General features: G+C 69.1%; 12 protein-coding genes and 2 pseudogenes. 7 read left to right on the top strand and 7 right to left on the bottom strand.

Going from position 1 to position 16,772, the window contains the following annotated elements:
- Positions 1 to 311 precede the first annotated feature (311 nt).
- The 4 genes from ACZ4IF_RS41500 to ACZ4IF_RS41485 all read right to left on the bottom strand — a co-directional run bounded on the left by ACZ4IF_RS41500 (position 312) and on the right by ACZ4IF_RS41485 (position 4,267).
- Positions 312 to 1,406: a barstar family protein gene (locus tag ACZ4IF_RS41500; RefSeq protein ID WP_467573456.1), complete on the bottom strand. Its 1,095-nt coding sequence runs from the start codon at positions 1,404 to 1,406 to the stop codon at positions 312 to 314.
- 741 nt (positions 1,407 to 2,147) lie between these two features.
- On the bottom strand, positions 2,148 to 2,441 hold the full coding sequence (locus ACZ4IF_RS41495) for a DUF1330 domain-containing protein (protein WP_467573453.1): 294 nt from the start codon (positions 2,439 to 2,441) through the stop codon (positions 2,148 to 2,150).
- A 33-nt stretch (positions 2,442 to 2,474) separates the two neighbouring features.
- Positions 2,475 to 3,908 carry an MFS transporter gene (locus tag ACZ4IF_RS41490; RefSeq protein ID WP_467573451.1) on the bottom strand — a complete coding sequence of 478 codons (1,434 nt, stop codon included), beginning with the start codon at positions 3,906 to 3,908 and terminating at the stop codon, positions 2,475 to 2,477.
- Positions 3,905 to 4,267, bottom strand: a complete 363-nt coding sequence (locus tag ACZ4IF_RS41485) for a MarR family winged helix-turn-helix transcriptional regulator (protein WP_014173936.1) — start codon at positions 4,265 to 4,267, stop codon at positions 3,905 to 3,907. Before ACZ4IF_RS41485 ends, ACZ4IF_RS41490 begins: the two co-directional genes overlap by 4 nt.
- 441 nt (positions 4,268 to 4,708) lie before the next feature.
- On the opposite strand from ACZ4IF_RS41485, the gene ACZ4IF_RS41480 reads away from it, so the two are divergent.
- Positions 4,709 to 5,449, top strand: coding sequence for a class I SAM-dependent methyltransferase (locus ACZ4IF_RS41480; RefSeq protein WP_467573448.1), 741 nt, complete (start codon positions 4,709 to 4,711; stop codon positions 5,447 to 5,449).
- A 620-nt stretch (positions 5,450 to 6,069) separates the two neighbouring features.
- The gene (locus ACZ4IF_RS41475) at positions 6,070 to 7,311 is read left to right on the top strand and encodes a PP2C family protein-serine/threonine phosphatase (RefSeq protein ID WP_467573446.1); all 1,242 of its coding nucleotides are present in this window, start codon (positions 6,070 to 6,072) and stop codon (positions 7,309 to 7,311) included.
- A gap of 255 nt (positions 7,312 to 7,566) precedes the next feature.
- Here the strand turns inward: ACZ4IF_RS41475 and ACZ4IF_RS41470 are convergent, their stop codons facing one another.
- Positions 7,567 to 8,040, bottom strand: coding sequence for a carboxymuconolactone decarboxylase family protein (locus tag ACZ4IF_RS41470; RefSeq protein ID WP_467573443.1), 474 nt, complete (start codon positions 8,038 to 8,040; stop codon positions 7,567 to 7,569).
- A gap of 651 nt (positions 8,041 to 8,691) precedes the next feature.
- Here ACZ4IF_RS41470 and aceE point away from each other — a divergent pair.
- Positions 8,692 to 11,379, top strand: coding sequence for a pyruvate dehydrogenase (acetyl-transferring), homodimeric type (gene aceE, locus ACZ4IF_RS41465; protein ID WP_467573440.1), 2,688 nt, complete (start codon positions 8,692 to 8,694; stop codon positions 11,377 to 11,379).
- 316 nt (positions 11,380 to 11,695) lie between these two features.
- Here aceE and ACZ4IF_RS41460 read toward each other — a convergent pair whose 3' ends face one another.
- Together ACZ4IF_RS41460 and ACZ4IF_RS41455 are read right to left on the bottom strand one after the other, a co-directional pair.
- On the bottom strand, positions 11,696 to 12,907 hold the full coding sequence (locus tag ACZ4IF_RS41460; RefSeq protein WP_467573437.1) for a serine hydrolase domain-containing protein: 1,212 nt from the start codon (positions 12,905 to 12,907) through the stop codon (positions 11,696 to 11,698).
- 308 nt (positions 12,908 to 13,215) lie between these two features.
- Positions 13,216 to 14,007, bottom strand: a pseudogene (locus ACZ4IF_RS41455) (PP2C family protein-serine/threonine phosphatase); the annotation flags it as partial.
- Positions 14,008 to 14,434: 427 nt separating this feature from the next.
- Between ACZ4IF_RS41455 and ACZ4IF_RS41450 the strand changes: the two are divergent.
- From ACZ4IF_RS41450 to ACZ4IF_RS41435, 4 genes and pseudogenes are all read left to right on the top strand, one after another.
- Entirely contained in the window at positions 14,435 to 14,581 is a 147-nt protein-coding gene (locus ACZ4IF_RS41450; protein ID WP_467573433.1) for a hypothetical protein, read from the top strand.
- Between the two features lie 222 nt (positions 14,582 to 14,803).
- On the top strand, positions 14,804 to 15,301 hold the full coding sequence (locus ACZ4IF_RS41445) for an Ohr family peroxiredoxin (RefSeq protein ID WP_467573430.1): 498 nt from the start codon (positions 14,804 to 14,806) through the stop codon (positions 15,299 to 15,301).
- 448 nt (positions 15,302 to 15,749) lie between these two features.
- Positions 15,750 to 15,953: pseudogene (locus ACZ4IF_RS41440) on the top strand (FAD-binding protein); the annotation flags it as partial.
- Positions 15,954 to 16,095: 142 nt separating this feature from the next.
- Entirely contained in the window at positions 16,096 to 16,695 is a 600-nt protein-coding gene (locus tag ACZ4IF_RS41435; RefSeq protein ID WP_467573425.1) for a YceI family protein, read from the top strand.
- Positions 16,696 to 16,772 lie beyond the last annotated feature (77 nt).

Here is a 16,772-nt window from a genome sequence, read left to right as displayed (position 1 = left end):
GGACACAAGACGTCGACATGCCTCCCTCAACCCGAGCGAAACCATTCCTGACCAGCAGAAATCAAACGATCACGTTCGGTTGAGATACGGCTTCTCAGGCACACAACGGGCAATCACGGGCTGATGTCTCGTCAGGGCGCGGCGGGGAATGCGTACTCGGGCACCCAGCACGGGGCATCCTCCAACGTGCCAGGCAGGCCTGCGGACGTCGGCACCTGCACACGGCTCGGCTCCTGACTCGGGCGCGTGCGTGCCGTAGCCCGACGGGCCGGCAGCGGCAGTGAGTCACTTCCGCGGCAGCGCGGCCACTTTCACATGAACGTCACGTGCATCCCGCCCTCGGTCAGGATGTCGAGCACCAGGGCGACCAGGTCGTACTGCGCGCCCTCTGGCGCCAGGACGCGGGACAGGTGCTCGCGCGCCGTCGCGGCGTCTTTCCAGATCAAGGTGGCGGGGGCGGTGTAGCCGAAGTTGCCGCGCAGACAGTCCACAAGGGCAGCGGGGCAGCCGCCGAAGTAGCCGCCCGGTCCGTTGACGGCCTCGCCGAGTGCGAGATAGAGGCCCGGTTCGTCGGTGATGTGCCGGCCGTCCAACTCGTATGTGCGTCCGGCCTGTCGGACCTGGTGCTTGAGCCGACAGCCCCGGTCCCGGACAAGATCGAGCCAGGCCTCTCGCTGGCGGGTCCCGAGCGCGGCCCAGGCGCCAGCGGCCTTGGGCGGGCCGGCGAGCCGGCGTTCCCAGACGGGCCGGGCATATCCCGGTACGGGTGCGACGTATGCGTCGAGTTCCAGGTCAATCAGGTCCGTCCCGCGGGAGGACGGCTGCCACGCGCGGATTTTCGGGTGCAGCAGCCGGTCGGTGAGTGGCTCGCCCCGGTCGTCCCGTATCTCCAGCCAGGCCTCCTCCAGGTCCAGCGCGCGCCGGGTGCCCGTCGCCAGTGCCCGCTGCAGCCGGTCACTCGGGGCGAGCCCCAGCAGCACGAGGGGAGGCTCTGCTTGCTCGGCCGGCAGGACGCGGGCGAACTCCCGGCAGGAGCCCAGCCAGCGGTACCCGTCGTGCAGTCGGACGGGACCTCGGTGTCCCTCGGGCGGGCCCTCGTAGTCATCGAGGCCGGTGAGCACGAGACCGTCCGTTCCCGGGTACTGGCCGAGGCTCTCCGCGTCCTCCAGCAGCCAGGCATCGAGCGTCTTGTCCTCCGGCACCAGCCACACCCGGCTGCCGACCCAGCCGCGCACCTCGGCTCCGTCCGGAACCCAGCCGAACAGTTCGTACGTTTCGCGCCGGGGTTCCCTGAACAGTCCCTCCACCTCGGCGCAGACGCCCCAGACATGGCCGCTCGCTGTGTCCGTCAGCGCGTACCGTCCCTGCCCGCGATGGTCCCCGTCCACATACACGGTGGGAATCATGCCCAGAACGGGTGTGGCCCGTGAAGTTCTTTTCGTGGTCGGTCGGGGTGACTTGAGGTTGGGCGCTCGATCTGGCGGACGCCGCCGGCCGAAACAGCAGCCCGGTCCGCCGGAGCACTACGGGACCGGGCTCCGCATGCGGGCTCAAGACCACGCCCGCTGCCCTCAATGAGTGGCTGCGACCTGCAACTTCAGGGGGCAGTCCAAGGGCTATGTGCCTCTGTAGGTGGAGAGTTGGTGTTACTCGTTGTTGGATATGGGCGTGCCGAAGAGCGATGACTACGCGAAAACCAGTGCTCGACTGACTGTCTGGGGCTGCCTTGCCGGGCTGGCCGTGGTCCTGGCCATTCCGGCGTACATACTGGTGGCCTTCCTCCTGTCCGGGATGCCAACCCCCTAGAGCTGCAGGCCGCACGCGGCACCCCACCGGCAAGCAGCCCACGCCCCTCGCGTCCATCAGCCCGAACGGCACCGCCACGGTCCATTCGGCGGGCCGAGTGATGGACATCCCCGGCCGCCGGCCCAGCATGACCGCGTGCTGCCGTCGGGGCCGGTACGGATCAGGTTCTGGACGGTGCTGCGCGGCTCGCTCCTGTCGATCCTGCTCTGGACTGGCGTCGCGTGCTTCGCCTACCACCCGGTCGCGGCGATGGTTCTCGGTGGGCTCTTCGCGTCGTCGTTCGTCGTGGGGTTCGGGCTGCGCCGCGGAGAGCCTTCGGTGAAGATTCGACCGGACCTCGGTCAGTCGATGCCTTCGACGATGCGGAAGTCGCGCTCGACGCCGTCGGAGAGGGCGACCAGCGCCTCCTGGTAGGCCGCACTCTCGTGCGCCGCGACAGCCTGCTCGAAGCTGTCGAACTCGACCAGGACGGTGCGCTCGGCGATTCCGGCGTCATGCACCACGACCCGACCGCCACGGGCGAGGACCCGACCGCCCCCGGCCTCGACGGCCGGAGCGGCCAGCTTGTTGTAAGCAGCCAGCTTCTCAGGGTCTGAAATGGTGCGGTAGGCGCTGACCCAGTAGCCCTTGGGCATGGAACCTCCAGTGTCGGGATGAGTGCGTCTGACTTACGGGTTGGTCTCGGACGAGCCTCGGCGGGCGAGAGCGAGGCTTGTCAGCGTCGTGATCGCCATGGCGCCGATGCCGACCAGCGCCGCGGTGGTGTAGGCGCTGTCGTCGGGGAAGAGGCGGCCGGGGCCGGTGCCCGCGGCGAGGATCAGGCCGCCGATGGCGCTGCCCAGGGAGTACCCGACGCTGCGGACGACGTAGTTGAAGCTCATGGCGCTCGACGTCTCGCTCTTGGGGGTGACGGCCAGGATGACGCCGGGCATCGCGGCCGAGAAGCCGCCGACGCCGAAGCCGAGCACGCCCATCGCCGCGAACAGTTCGGCCAGGTCCGACCGGGCCGCCGCGAACAGGGCGAACCCGCCGCCGACCACGACGGCGCTGCCGGCCAGGAGCAGGGGGTCGGCGATCCGCGTCCGGACCCGCGGCGTGAGCTTGCCGGCGACGAACCCCAGCACCGAGAACGGGATGAGGACCAGCCCCGCGACGAAGGTCGTCAGCCCGAAGCCGTAGCCGGCGCCGCGCGGCGTCTGCGCGTACCGAGTGATGAGCGTGAGCAGGAGGTACATGCCGATCCCGCCGACGAACATGGCGAGATTCGCCCCGGCGACCGCCGGGTGCCGCACCGCCCGCACATCGACCAGGGGCGTCGTGCTGCGCAGCTCGATCACGGCCCAGACGCAGAGCAGCACCACCGCGACGACGGCGAGGCCCGCCGCCACGGCGAGGTGCCGGCTCCACAGACTCCGTTCGCCGGCCAGGAACAGCACCAGAAGCAGCGCAGCGGCCAGGACGACGGCGCCTGCGACGTCCACGTGGGCGGAGCGGCCTTCGGGGGCTTCGGGCATCGAGCGCCACGCGGTCAGGAGGGCGGCGGCGGTGACGACCAGGCCGAGGCCGTAGGCGGCCCGTACCCCGCCGAGCTCGGCGAGCAGTGCGGCCAGCGGGTAGCCGACACCGGCCCCGATGATCGAGACCACCGAGATCAGGGCGATCACGGCCGCGCTGCGCTCCTCGGGGAGGTGGTCCCGGGCCACGCCCATCATCAGCGCCGTCAGCCCGAGCCCGACGCCCTGGGCCGCCCTGCCGGCCAGCAGCCACGCGAACGGCAGCGGCAGCACGGTGAGCGCGCTGCCGGCGACGACGACCGCCAGCGTGATGAGGATCGTGCCCCGCCGGTGCGGGCCTGCTCCGAGCCGGCCCAGGACCGGCGTGGCGACGGCGCCGCTGAGCAGCGCGACGGTCAGCGTCCACTGCGCGCTGCCGAGCGAGACGTGGAACGAGGTCGCCACGCTGGTGATGAGCGGCGTCCCGAGGCTGGCGACCGCCGCCACGACCAGAGCGATGAACATCAGGGCGGGGACCAGCAGCCGCGCCTCGGAAGGCGCCGCCGGGAACGCCTTCACCGCGGCCCCGCCGACCGGCTGCCCGGTCACTGCTTCGGCCCTTCGCGGTCCTGGCTCTCGAGCTCTGCCAGATGCTTCAGCGCCGGAAGGGCCGCCACCAGCGCCTCGACCTCGTCGCCGGTGAGCTCGCCGATCAACCGCTCGAACGCGTGGACGCCCGCCTGGCGCCGCGTCCGGACATAGGAGGCGCCGGCCTCGGTCAGGCACACCAGAGTGACCCGCTTGTCGGACGCGTCGCCCCGCCGCTCGACCAGGCCGGACTCCTCCATCACCCGGACCAGGGCGGTCATCGCGGGCTGGGTGACGCCCTCGACTGCGGCCAGATCGGTGATGCGCCGCGGGCCGGTCCGATCCAGGGTGGCCAGGGTGGCGGCGGACGTCAGGCTCATGTCCCGGGGCAGGCGTCTCGTGGCCCTGGTGGCCAGGCCGTAGAGGGCTGCCCCGATGGCGGCGGACGCGCCAGGAGCGGTGTCTTGACGACTCATGCTCGAAGCATAGCATTTTTATATTCATAGTTTATGGAAATGGGGGACTGGCGCTGGCGGCCTCGACCGCTGGGAGCATCGACTTCGACCGGCGCGAGGTCACCTGTCTCAACGGGCAGGTCAGCGGCCACTGGAAGGACCTTCCGGTGCAGGAGCCGACCTCAGTGACGGTCCGGTTCGACGCCCGCCGGCGCGGCCGCTGCCCGAACAGGCCACGTGCACGCCGGGAGCGTTTCGCAGCCAGTACTACGGATCATGGGCCGAGTCAGGGCCGGACCGAGGTGAGGGCCGGCGAGTGCCCTAATCGTGTTGACCGCCCCCGGCAGGCAGTGCTGGAGTCGGCACGTGGACAGCATCCCCGCCAACCGGCGGCTCTGGAACCAGATCAGCAGCGCCTACCAGCACGAGCACGACCCGCAAATCGGCGCCGCACCCCGACTGTGGGGCATGTACTCCATTCCCGACGCGTACCTGAACGCCCTGGGCGACGTCACCGGCAAGCGCGTCCTCGAACTCGGCTGCGGCGCAGGCCAGTGGTCCAGGGCGCTCGCCGCCGAGGGCGCCACCGTGGTCGGGCTCGACCTGTCCGAGGCCCAACTCGCCGCAGCGGCCCGCGCGATGGGAGCGATCCGCTACCCGCTGGTGCAAGGCGCCGCCGAACAACTCCCCTTCGCCGCCGACAGCTTCGACCTGGTGTTCTGCGATTTCGGTGGGCTCAGCTGGGCACCCCCGCACCTGGCCGTGCCGCAGGCCGCACGCGTCTTGGGCCGAGGCGGGCGCCTGGTGTTCAACGTCGCCAGCCCATGGTTCGAAGCCTGCTACGACGAAGCCGCCGGCCGCGTGACCACGACGCTGCAGAAGGACTACTTCGGGCTGAACACCATCGCCGAAGACGACGGTGCGACCAGCTATCAGCTCACCTACGGCGACTGGGTCAAGGTCCTGCGCGGCGCGGGTCTCGTCATCGACGATCTCATCGAGCCGCGGCCCGAACTCGGAACACCCAACGGTTACAACGAAACCGACCCGCCCGACTGGGCACACCGCTGGCCGGCGGAACTGCTCTGGGTGACCCACAAACCGTAAGTTCCGCCGCGCCGATACGTGCGGGCATCCCCTCGCCGGGCAGGCCTGGTGGTGCTTCGTCAGGTTTTGGTTCTGTCGGTCGGCAGGGGTCGGTGGCAGGTGGTGCAGGTGCCGGTCCAGCGCTGCAGCAGGTCCTGGAGTAGGTCCAGGGCCCGGTACAGGGTCAGGTCGGCGTGTGGGCTTTCGGGTCGAGTCGCCGCGGGGCGGGTGGGCAGTGTGGTTACGGCGTCGGAGCCGACTTGGGTAGTTCCGATCGCACACTGGCAATGCGGCCCGATGGCCTTGACCTGACCCCTGCGGAGGCATGGGAACGCTTCATCCGCCTCTCAGAGCCCCCCATCAGTACCGCGGCGGCGGGAGGCTCTGGGGACAGAACCGCGAGACTTCTGCAGCGCTCTGCTGCTACCTGCGCAATGGAGTCGGTGCCGTGGCGGAGCGCGACAGGGGCAGGGAGCACATGACGAGGCCTAGGCCACTGGAGCCGAGACGCGGCCTGCCGCGGCGACGACGCGGACGCGCCGTTCGCCGTCGGGTCCGGCGAGCCGACGGACCGCCGCTCGCGGCTGAACGCATAGTCGAAGTCCAGGGATGAGACGGAAGAGCTGGACGGGAGCTTCATTGTGACCACACCACGGATCGACTACCGGGCGTTGTTCGCCGCGACACCCAGCCCGTACCTGGTGCTGGACACCGACTTGGTGATGGTCGAGGTCAATGAGGCCTACCTGCGGGCCACCGGCCGGACCCGGGAAGAACTGATCGGCCGGTACCTCTTCGATGTCCACCCCGACAATCCAGCCGATCCGGACGCCGACGGGGTGCGCAATCTACAGGCCTCCCTGCAGCGCGTGATGCGCTCGAAGGAGCCGGACACGATGGCGGTGCAAAAGTACGACATCCCGCTTTCCGGCCGTCCGGGAGTGTTCCAGGAGAAGTGGTGGTCGCCGATCAACACCCCCGTGATCGGGGATGACGGAGAGGTGCAGTGGATCATCCACCGGGTCGAGGACATGACCGAGTTCCTGCTGACTCGGCCCCGCCGCCTCAAACCCGGCGACCCGAGCGGAGAGCACAAGGCGATGGAGGCCGAACTGTTCGCCCGCCTGCAGGAACTGCAGCACCTCAACGAGGAACTCCGCGAAGCCCACGACCGAGAACGCCGTATCGCCCTTACCCTCCAAAAAGCCATGCTGCACTCCCCGGACCTGCCTGGCCACCGTGAGATCGCCGTGCGCTATCTGCCTGCCACCCGATCCCTCAATGTATGCGGCGACTGGTACGACGTGGTGGACCTGTCCGATGAGCGATTCACCGTCGCGGTCGGCGACGTGGTCGGGCACGGCCTCGAGGCCGCCGCCGTCATGGGGATGCTCCGCAGCACCCTCTCTGCCGCCGTCCGTGCGACGGACGAACCCGGCAGAGCGATGGACGTTCTCAGCCTGTACGCCAGCACCTTCGAGGGGGCAATGGCCGCGACCGCGGCCAAAGCCGTCATCGACACCCGACGCCGGCACATCACGTACACCTGCGCCGGTCACCTCCCGCCCCTCCTGGCCCGGCCGGACGGCATCGTCATGTGGCTCGATCAGGCCACCGACCCTCCACTGGGTGTCCTCCCAGACCTCCCGCAGCGCCCCGAGGCCACGACGCCCTACACCCCGGGCGACACCCTCGTGCTGTACACCGACGGACTCATCGAACGCCGAGGGGAAGACATCGACGCCGGCCTGCACCGCCTCGCCGACGCCCTCACCCTGCACGCTTCTCTCGGCCCAGACCAGTTGGCCGATGCGCTGCTCAACCGCCTGGGCGTGGCCGACGGCGGGCAGGACGACATCGCTCTGATCATCGTCAGCCTGTGAACCGGCCTTGCCCGCTCGACCTCAACCCATCTCACACCGCTCGCCGGTCTCCGGACGTCACCGCGGCCCGCCTCCATCCCGCTGTCGGCCGCCACGGCCCCCATCCGTGCAAGCCCGGTCGAAGCTTGTCACAGCGACAGGCGCCACCGGCCACACGGTTCTGTGCGGCCGGTGGCGCCGGAGTCCGTCCCCTGTCAGAGGTCGGGGCGACAGGGCGCCGGACCATGTGCATCCGGCCGAGCCGGACGTGCTGGTTCAGCCGAACATGCCGACCTGGTAGCTGCCGGCCGGCTGCTGGTTGATGATGTTGATGCGGTTGTAGGCGTTGATCACGGCGATCTGGGAGACCAGCGCGGCGAGTTGGTCCTCGTCGAAGTGCTTGGCGACGTTCGCCCAGGCCTCGTCGGTGACCCCGCCGGCCGCGTCCGCGACGCGGGTGCCCTGTTCGGTCAGCTCCAGCACGGCGCGCTCGGCCTCGGTGAAGACCGTCGCCTCCCGCCAGGCCGCGACCAGGTTGAGCCGCACCGAGGTCTCGCCGGCGTGGGCGGCCTCCTTGGTGTGCATGTCGGTGCAGAAGCCGCAGCCGTTGATCTGGCTGGCGCGGATCTCCACGAGATGCCGGACGGTAGCCGGCAGCGTCGAGTCCGACAGAGCCTTGCTGGCGGAGACGAGGTGCTTCAGCACCTTGGTCCCGACGGAGTTGCCGTAGTAATTGAGACGAGCGTCCATGGTTTCTCCCAGGAGAGTTGTTGTGACGCAGTACTGACCGGACAGCCGAGCGAGGTGTGACATCGCCGGGCCGTCCGGCTGCTCCGGGATGCCGAGGGCCGTGTCGGAGGGCCCGTGAACTGACTCGAGAAACGCCGATATCGTCGGCGCCCCCGCTCGACCTGGGGCAGGACGAGCGAGATGGGGCCACCGGCCACATCCGCGGCGGAGTACCCGAGACGCCGCTCAGCGGCCTGGGCCCATGCGGGTACGGTCCGCTGCTCGCCGAGCAGTGCGATCGCCGACTCGGTCTCCTTGAGGACATACACCCGGTCACCAAGTGTCACATTTCCGGTGCTGGTAGTCATCGAATGTTCACTTCAGCCAAGTGGAAGACGAGTGTCGCCGGTGCGTTACGTTCGTCGATGCCCTATGTGCGTTTCGCGTAATCGACCGGAAGGCGCTCAGACCGGTGACAGCCGGCCTTGGGTGCCGTGCGTGGCCCTCGCCCTTGCCGCAGGTGTGACAGCGGTCTCCCGTGCGGAAGTGTCACAACAGTGGCACGAGCCCTGTCGTAGGGAACGAGTGGCTGACTTCGCCCTCACGAATACCGAAGGGGACACCGGCACGTCTCCCCGCCCCATCCCCACCATCTCCGACAGGAAGACCGCCATGAGTGACCCGGTCCGGTCCGCAGAGGCCTCTGGGACGAGCGAGCTAGACCAGCTGCCCGACCGCGACGTCGAGGAGACCGCCGAATGGCAGGCCTCGCTCGACGCCGTCATGAAGAGCGCGGGGCCGGAACGGACGGTGTTCCTGCTGCGACGCCTCCACGAGCACGCGGCCAGATCCGGACTGGCCCTGCCCCGGCTCGTCTCCTCGGACTACATCAACACGATCCCGGTGTCGGCGCAGCCGGCCTATCCCGGGGACGTCGCCATGGAATCCCGGATCACCGCGCTGAACAGGTGGAATGCGGCAGTGATGGTGACCCGCGGATCACACCTGGGTCTCGGCGGACACATCGCCACCTACGCTTCGGCGGCATGGCTCTACGAGGTCGGGTTCCAGCACTTCTTCCGCGGCAAGGACGAGGACGGCTCCGGCGATCAGCTGTTCGTCCAGGGCCATGCGTCGCCGGGCATCTACGCGCGCCTCTTTCTGGAAGGACGCCTGAGCGAGAACCAGCTCGACGGTTTCCGGCGCGAGGCCGGCGGCAACGGCCTGCCCTCCTATCCGCACCCCAGGCGGCTGCCGTGGTTGTGGGAGTTCCCGACCGTGTCGATGGGGCTCGGGCCGCTGGCCGCCATCTACCAGGCGAGGTTCAACCGCTATCTGCACGACCGGGGCATCAAGGACACATCACGGTCACGGGTGTGGGCCTTCCTCGGTGACGGGGAGATGGACGAGCCCGAATCGACGGCCGCGCTGACACTCGCCGCTCGTGAGGGTCTGGACAACCTCACCTTCGTCATCAACTGCAACCTGCAGCGCCTGGACGGTCCGGTGCGGTCGAATTCCAAGATCGTCCAGGAACTCGAGGCCCGTTTCCGAGGAGCGGGCTGGCATGTGGTGAAGTCGCTGTGGGGTGAGGCCTGGGACTCCGTGCTGCAGCAGGACGACGCCGGCGCCCTCGTACACCGCCTCGGTGAGGTCCCCGACGCCCAGTTCCAGACGTACGCCGCGCGGGACGCGGCCTATGTACGCGAGCACTTCTTCACCGGTGACGCGCTCTCCGCCGTCGCCGCGAGGCTGAGCGACGCCCAGCTCACCGAGATGTTCACGAACTCGCGCGGCGGTCACGAACCCCTGAAGGTCCACGCCGCCTACCGGGCCGCGGTGGGGCACAGGGGAGAGCCGACCGTGATCCTCGCCCAGACGGTGAAGGGACACACCCTGGGGCCGGACTTCGAGTCGCGCAACGCCAACCACCAGATGAAGAAGCTGACGACGGCGCAGTTCCACCGCATGCGCGACGTACTGGAGTTGCCCATCCCGGACAGCGCGCTGAGCGGGGACGTGGTGCCGTTCTGGCACCCTGGCGAAGATGCGCCGGAGGTGCGCTACCTGCGGGAGCGCCGCGCTGCTCTGGGAGGCTCCGTCCCGGTGCGCAGGGCGGTCGCCAAACCCCTGCCACAGCCGCCGTCCCGGCCCTTCGAAGCCCTGCAGAAGGGTTCCGGGAAGCAGGAGATGGCCACGACCATGGCGCTCGTCCGCCTGGTCAAGGATCTGATGCGCGACCCGGAGACGGGGCACCGCTGGGTGCCCATCATCCCGGACGAGGCCCGGACGTTCGGCATGGAGTCCCTGTTCCCGACGGCCGGGATCTACTCGCACGACGGCCAGAACTACGCACCCGTCGACGCGGATCAGCTCCTCTACTATCGCGAGGCCAAGACCGGCCAGCTCATCGACGAAGGCATCACCGAGGCCGGCTCCATGGCCGAGTTCACCGCGGCCGCGACCTCGTACGCCACTCACGGTGAACCCATGATCCCCTTCTACATCTTCTACGCCATGTTCGGGTTCCAGCGCACCGGTGACCAGTTCTGGGCGCTGGCCGACCAGTTGGGGCGCGGCTTCGTCATCGGCGCGACAGCCGGCCGCACGACGATGACCGGCGAGGGGCTGCAGCACGCCGACGGGCATTCCCATCTGCTGTCGTCCACCAATCCGGCGGCGGTGAGCTACGACCCGGCCTTCGCGTACGAGATCGCGGTGATCGTCAGGGACGGGCTGAGGCGTATGTACGGCGAGGAGCCCGAGGACGTCTTCTACTACCTGACGGTCTACAACGAGCCGAAGTCCCAACCGCCCATGCCTGAAGGGTCGTCGATCGAGGAGGGAATCCTCCGGGGCATCTACCGCTTCAGGCGGGCCGCCTCCCACGATGCCGGGCCGGCCATCCAGCTGCTGGCTTCGGGAACGGCGATCCACTGGGCCTTGGAGGCGCAGGATCTCCTCGCGTCGCACTGGGGCGTCCACGCCGACGTGTGGTCGGTGACCTCATGGACGGAGCTGCGCCGCGACGCGCTGCGCGCCGACCGGGCGCGGCTGCGGGGTGAGCGGCGCGACCCGTACGTGACGCGAGCGCTGGCGGGTGCGCGAGGCCCGGTCCTTGCCGTGAGCGACTGGATGCGGCAGGTGCCCGACCAGATCAGTCAGTGGGTCGAGCAGGACTACTCGTCCTTGGGGACGGACGGCTTCGGCCTGTCGGACACCCGGGACGCGGTGCGCCGCTACTTCCATGTGGACGCCGAGTCGATCGTGGTGGCGGCGCTGGACCGGCTGGCAGGGACCGGGGCGATCGACGCGGAGACGGTCACGAAGGCCCGCGACCGCTACGGCTGGCGGGACTGATCCGGAGTCGCTACCGCCCGCCTCACCCACCGTCTCGGCACCCGCGGCGACTTCGCACCGGGTGCCGTGCCGTGCGCGAGGTCGCCCGGTGCGGACGTACGGTGCCGTCGGCAACTACAGGTCGTTCGACGGCGACGCCGCCACGCACGAGGGCGTCGCTTGGGCGTACGACTTCCCGACGACATGGCCGCGCGGCGGCTCAGGCGACGCCGGCGCGACGGACAGCGCGCCCCCGCTCACGGCCACAGGGCCGGTGTGCGGGGGCGCGGCGGCGTGTGACCGGGATCCCGTCACACGTGCGTCAGAACGAGGCCGTTCAGTGGCGGGTCACCTGGGGAGCGATGTCCTCGGTGAATCCCTCGCCTGTGGTGGACGCGAACTTGTCGGCCTTGGCGGGGGCGGTGCCGCAGAACGCGGCCTCCAGCGTGCCGCCGAGGATGGTGTTGACGGTTCCGTTGTTGGAGGTGTTCGCCATCGACGTCATGCTGCGCTTGCCGTCAGCCGTGGTGAAGGCGTACGTGTAGTAGCCCTGGACGGTGCCCGTGTGACCGTACACCGTCACCCCGCAGGAGAGCTTGCGGGCGCGCAGGCCGAGTCCGTAGGACTGGGTGCCGTCCGCGTTGACCGGAACCATGCGCATCATGTCCTCCAACTGCGCTTTGGGTACGAGCCTGCCGGAGACGAGGGAGCAGAAGAACCGGTTCAGGTCGGCCGCGTTGGAGATGACCGCTCCGGCCGACTGCCCCCACGAGACGGTCTGCTCGGTGGAGTCCACCAGCGGCAGCGTGGTGTCGTCCTGACGCAGGTAACCGCGTGCGTAGGAACCGGAGATGGTGGTCTGCGGGTGCACGTAGGAGGTGTGCTTCAGCTGCAGCGGCTCGAAGATGCGCTGCTGGTAGTGAGTGGCCATCGGCACACCGGTGACATGCTCGATGAGCTGGCCCAGCACCACGAAGTTGGTGTTGGAGTAGCTGTAGGCGGCCCCCGGCTCGTTGTTCACCTGGTGGGCCGTCGAACGGTCGATCAGCTCCTGGTAGGTGAACACCTTGTTCCGCACGGACTCGAAGCCGGGAACGGTGGACGCGAACATCTCGTTGGTGTAGTCCCACAGACCACTGCGGTGGCTGAGCAGGTGCCGCACGGTGATGCGGTCGTCCGGCAGCGGCTTCGGGAGGTAGGCGTTCGCCGGGGCATCGAGGTCGATGCGCCCCTCGGCGACCAGCTGCATGAGCACCACCGTGGTGAACGTCTTGCTGACGCTGCCGACCCGGAACCGGCGGTCGGCGTCCATCGCGGCGTGCGTGGCGGTGTCCGCCTGCCCCGACGAGATGCGATAGGTGGAGCTGCCCGCGTCGATACGGGTGAGGGCGCCGGGCGCGCCGCCGGCCATGGCCTGCTTCTGCACGGTGAGGACCGAGGTGACAGAAGGGGCGGGGAGGGGGGAGGTGGCCGCGCTCGCCGGGGAAGCGGCCAGGGTGGCCAGCACGGCGGAGCCTGCGAGCACGACGCTCGCATTCTTGATGTGCATCAGAGTCTTTCTGGTCTGGGATCGGGCGGGGCGCCGTGGCCCGGTCCGATGGAGTCGACGACCGTCACTGGAGGAGAGACTGAGTGACCGTCATGCCGCGCCCCGATATTCACGCGGGGGCGGGCGATGATGCGGCGCCACCACTTGGGCGGCGCCGGATGCATCTTAATACTGTGACACTGTTGCGCGAGTCGGTGGTCATGCGCGCCGCCGATGCCCCACTCATTGGTCACACTGTCCTGGGGCATTCGGCGGCTCTTCGCACCGATCCGAGGTCATCGCCGCCTCAGGCGGCGGCCGAGCACCGTTCATGCGTTGCGCGCCGGCGTTGCTCTCAGCGGGTTCCACCCCAGATGGAGAACGGCCACGTCGTCTCCCAGACCTCCGAAGGGAGCGGCCAGGGACGCGGCGGACGCGACCAGCGCGTCGATGAACTCCTGAGAAGGCAGGTGTGCGTACCGCGTCGCCAGTCCCAGGAGGCCCTCCTCACCGAGGCGTGCGGAGGCATCGGTCCTGCCCTCGAAGAGCCCGTCGGTGAACAGGACGATGCTGTCCAGGGGCGCGAGGTCGATCCGGGTCTCGGCCCAGTCGGTGCACCCGGGAAAGAGGCCGAGCGCGATCCCGGCCTGCGGTTCCACCCACCGGATGTCCTCGGAATGCCGTCGCAGGAGAAGGCCCGGGTGGCCCGCGCTCACCGCCCTGACGGACGTTCCTTCGGGAGGGAACACCAGCGACACGACCGTGGCATAGGTGTCGTCGTCGGCTCTCAGGTCGATCAGGATCCTTTCCAGGAGGCCCAGTTGCTCCATCTGGGACTTGCCGCAGTGAACGGCCGTCCGCCAGGCCACCCGCAGATGAACGGCGAGCGCCGCTTCGGCCGCTCCGTGCCCGGAAACGTCGCCGAGGATCACATGGACGGTCGAATCCTCGGTCTGCACCACATCGAAGAAGTCGCCGCTCAGGAGCGCGTGGGACCGCCCCGGTTCGTAACGGGAGGCCGCCATGAAGTCGTCTCCGCGCAGCACCGGGGCGGGAAGGAGGCTGCGCTCCAAGGAGACACTTTCGCGGGCTGCCGGCGCGTTGGCCTCCGTCCTCGCCGACCTTCCGGCGCCGGACCAGCGGTCCGCACCGCCCCACCGCGATCCGATTCTGCGCGGCCTGCGGTCACGCGCACCCGACATACCCGCCCTCAATTCCTGTTACGCCCTGCGTGGGCCGTACATCAGACAGCGGCGTCAGCGGATGTGTGACATGGGGCGGGCATCGGGTGCCCGGGGTCACACGCGTGGTTCGTCCGGCGACCGAGAGACCCCATGGGCGGTCACCGCGCGGACGCTTCGAGCGACATTGTTTTCCCGCCGGGGCAGAACAGTGTGAAGGTCGTCCGGTCCGGAACGGCGCCCGGCTCCGGTACGCCGCCGCCGGAGGGGCGCGCGGCGCGTCGCGGATCCCTGTGGCCGGACGTTCGCACGTCTCCAAGTACGCCGTCGCCCTCGCACCGCGTCTCTGGCCCCCGTCGGACATCCGGTGGGTCGAGGCCACCGCCCGGCCGGCCGTCTCGTCCCCTCCGGCGGCAAGGCCACGGCGCTGCTGTCCATCGAGGCGTCACAGGAAGGCATCGACCGCCTCATGTGGATCACCGACCCGGCCCGGCCAAGCCGGCACCGTACGTGACCTCACTGCGGTACGACGGCTGAGCACCACCCAGCCAGGCCTCCTCCATGTCACAAAGAGCGCGGCTCGTCGGTCATCCAGTCATCCGTGACCCGGTTCCCCGAACGGAAGGACAGCCGACGTGATGAGGGACATGAACGGCACAGAGAGCCATGTCCATGGAGTGAACCCACCGGGGCCATGGGTGTCCCGCCGCTGTTGCAGCGACGCGGGAGTCCTGCGGTGAGCGACCACATCCCGATTCCCGACCTGCCCACCGAGAAGAACTTCGCGGGCCCGTCGTTCTCCGCCATCTACACGACGACCGTGACCGTCAGCGGCGGCGCAGCCGGGCACGGACGGGCCTCGGGCAGCGCCCGGTCCTCCGACGGGGCGCTGGACCTCAGTCTGCGGATGCCTGTCGAGCTGGGCGGGGACGGCCGGGGGACCAACCCCGAGCAGTTGTTCGCGGCCGGCTGCGCGGCCTGCTACCACGGAGCCCTGAGCCTGGTGGCGCGACAAGCGGCGCTCGATCCTGCCGCCATCACGGTGGACGCGACGGTGGCGTTCGGGCGCGATCCGCAGGACGGTGGCTACGCCCTGCATCTCGAACTCGAGGTCACCTGGCCGGGCATCGCTCCGGAGATCGCCGCGCCCCTGCTGAAGAAGGCCGACTCGCTGAGCCCGTACACGAAGATGGCCGTGCAGGGGACGCCCGTGATGATCACGCTGGCTCCCTGAACCGGCGCGGCTCGGTGGTGCGCACGCCTGCGTGGGCCGGGTGGGCACACCGTGGGAGAAAACATTGTCACACGGGCAGAGGCTCCGCTGTCTTACTGATGACCACGCGGTACCGCATCCCGGGCGGAACTCGCCGCCCTGTTCGTGATCAAGGCACCAGTCCGCCTCTCTCCTGCAAGTGCACTGCTCGTCACCAGCGTGCGGGCCCTCGACGCGGGGGTGAAACAGATGGAGCTGCCCATGCTGAACGTCACAGGGCCCGAGGCCGCGAGCCAGCCCCGCCCCTCACCCTCGTATCGGCCGCTCTCCGGCGTCCTCATCACGAGCATCCGAACCGACGGCGTCCGCGCCCCTGTCACAAACACCCAGGGAGTCCGGTCGTACTCCATGACCAACCAAGGCTTTCGGAGCAATCGTGTCTCTCAGTGAACGACAAACCTCCACCACGGTGCTGGTGATCGGCACGGCGGGAGCGGGCCTGCGGGCGGCGATCGAGCCGGCCGTGGCAGGCGTCGACGTCCTGGCCGTCGGCAAGTGCGCCAAGGAAGACGCCCACACGGCGCTCGCCGCCGGAGGGATCGACGCGGCCCTGGCCACCATGGACGCCGAGGACAGCCGACAGCAGCACGTCGCCGACACCCTCGAGGAGAGTCTGCACGGCGCCAACCGTCTCGGCGGCAACAGCCATCGAACTGCTCGTCTACGGCCGCGTCACCGCACAGGCCGCCGCCCATTACGCGCCGACGTCTCCCTCCCCACCTCGACAGCCATCGCACAAAGGAAGCCGCCTCGCCATGCACAGGAACCGTCACCAGAAGACCCGCTCCGGAATTAGCCGGTACGCAGCACTGGCCGGTGTGTACACCGTTGATCCCATACACAGCAGGATCGGCTTCTCCGTCCGACACGCCATGATCACGAATGTGCGCGGGACGTTCGGCGCTTTCGAGGGGATCCTCCAGCTCGACGGGGCGCGACCGGACCGGTCCAAGGCGTATCTGAGTGTCCAGACCGACAGCCTGGACACGGGCATGGAAGACCGGGACGCGCACCTCATGGGCCCCGACATCTTCGACTCCTCGACATTTCCCCTGATGACCTTCCGGTCCACCGGACTCGTCCCTGTCGGTGGCGACGAGTTCCGTATGTCCGGGGACCTACGGATCAAGGACGTCGAACTACCTGTCACCGTCGACCTCGCGTTCGGCGGGGTCGGCCGGGACCTCCACGGGAACAACCGGGTCGGGTTCGAGGGCACGGCCACCCTGCAGCGGTCCGACTGGGGGCTCACCTGGAACGCGGCACTGGAGACAGGAGGCGTTCTCGTCGGAGACAAGGTGAAGCTGGACCTCGACATCTCGGCAGTGCAGGTGGGCCTGACGCCCGCTGCATGACGACGAACCGCCTGCCGACACATCGGACCCCCACCCTGGGAGTCCGATGCACCCCCGATGCTTTCCGGACTCTTCCC

It is taken from the genome of Streptomyces sp. NPDC025784 (assembly GCF_055558435.1).
The sequence above is the reverse complement of the archived record's forward strand: the minus strand, read 5'-3'. Positions and strand labels throughout refer to the sequence as shown.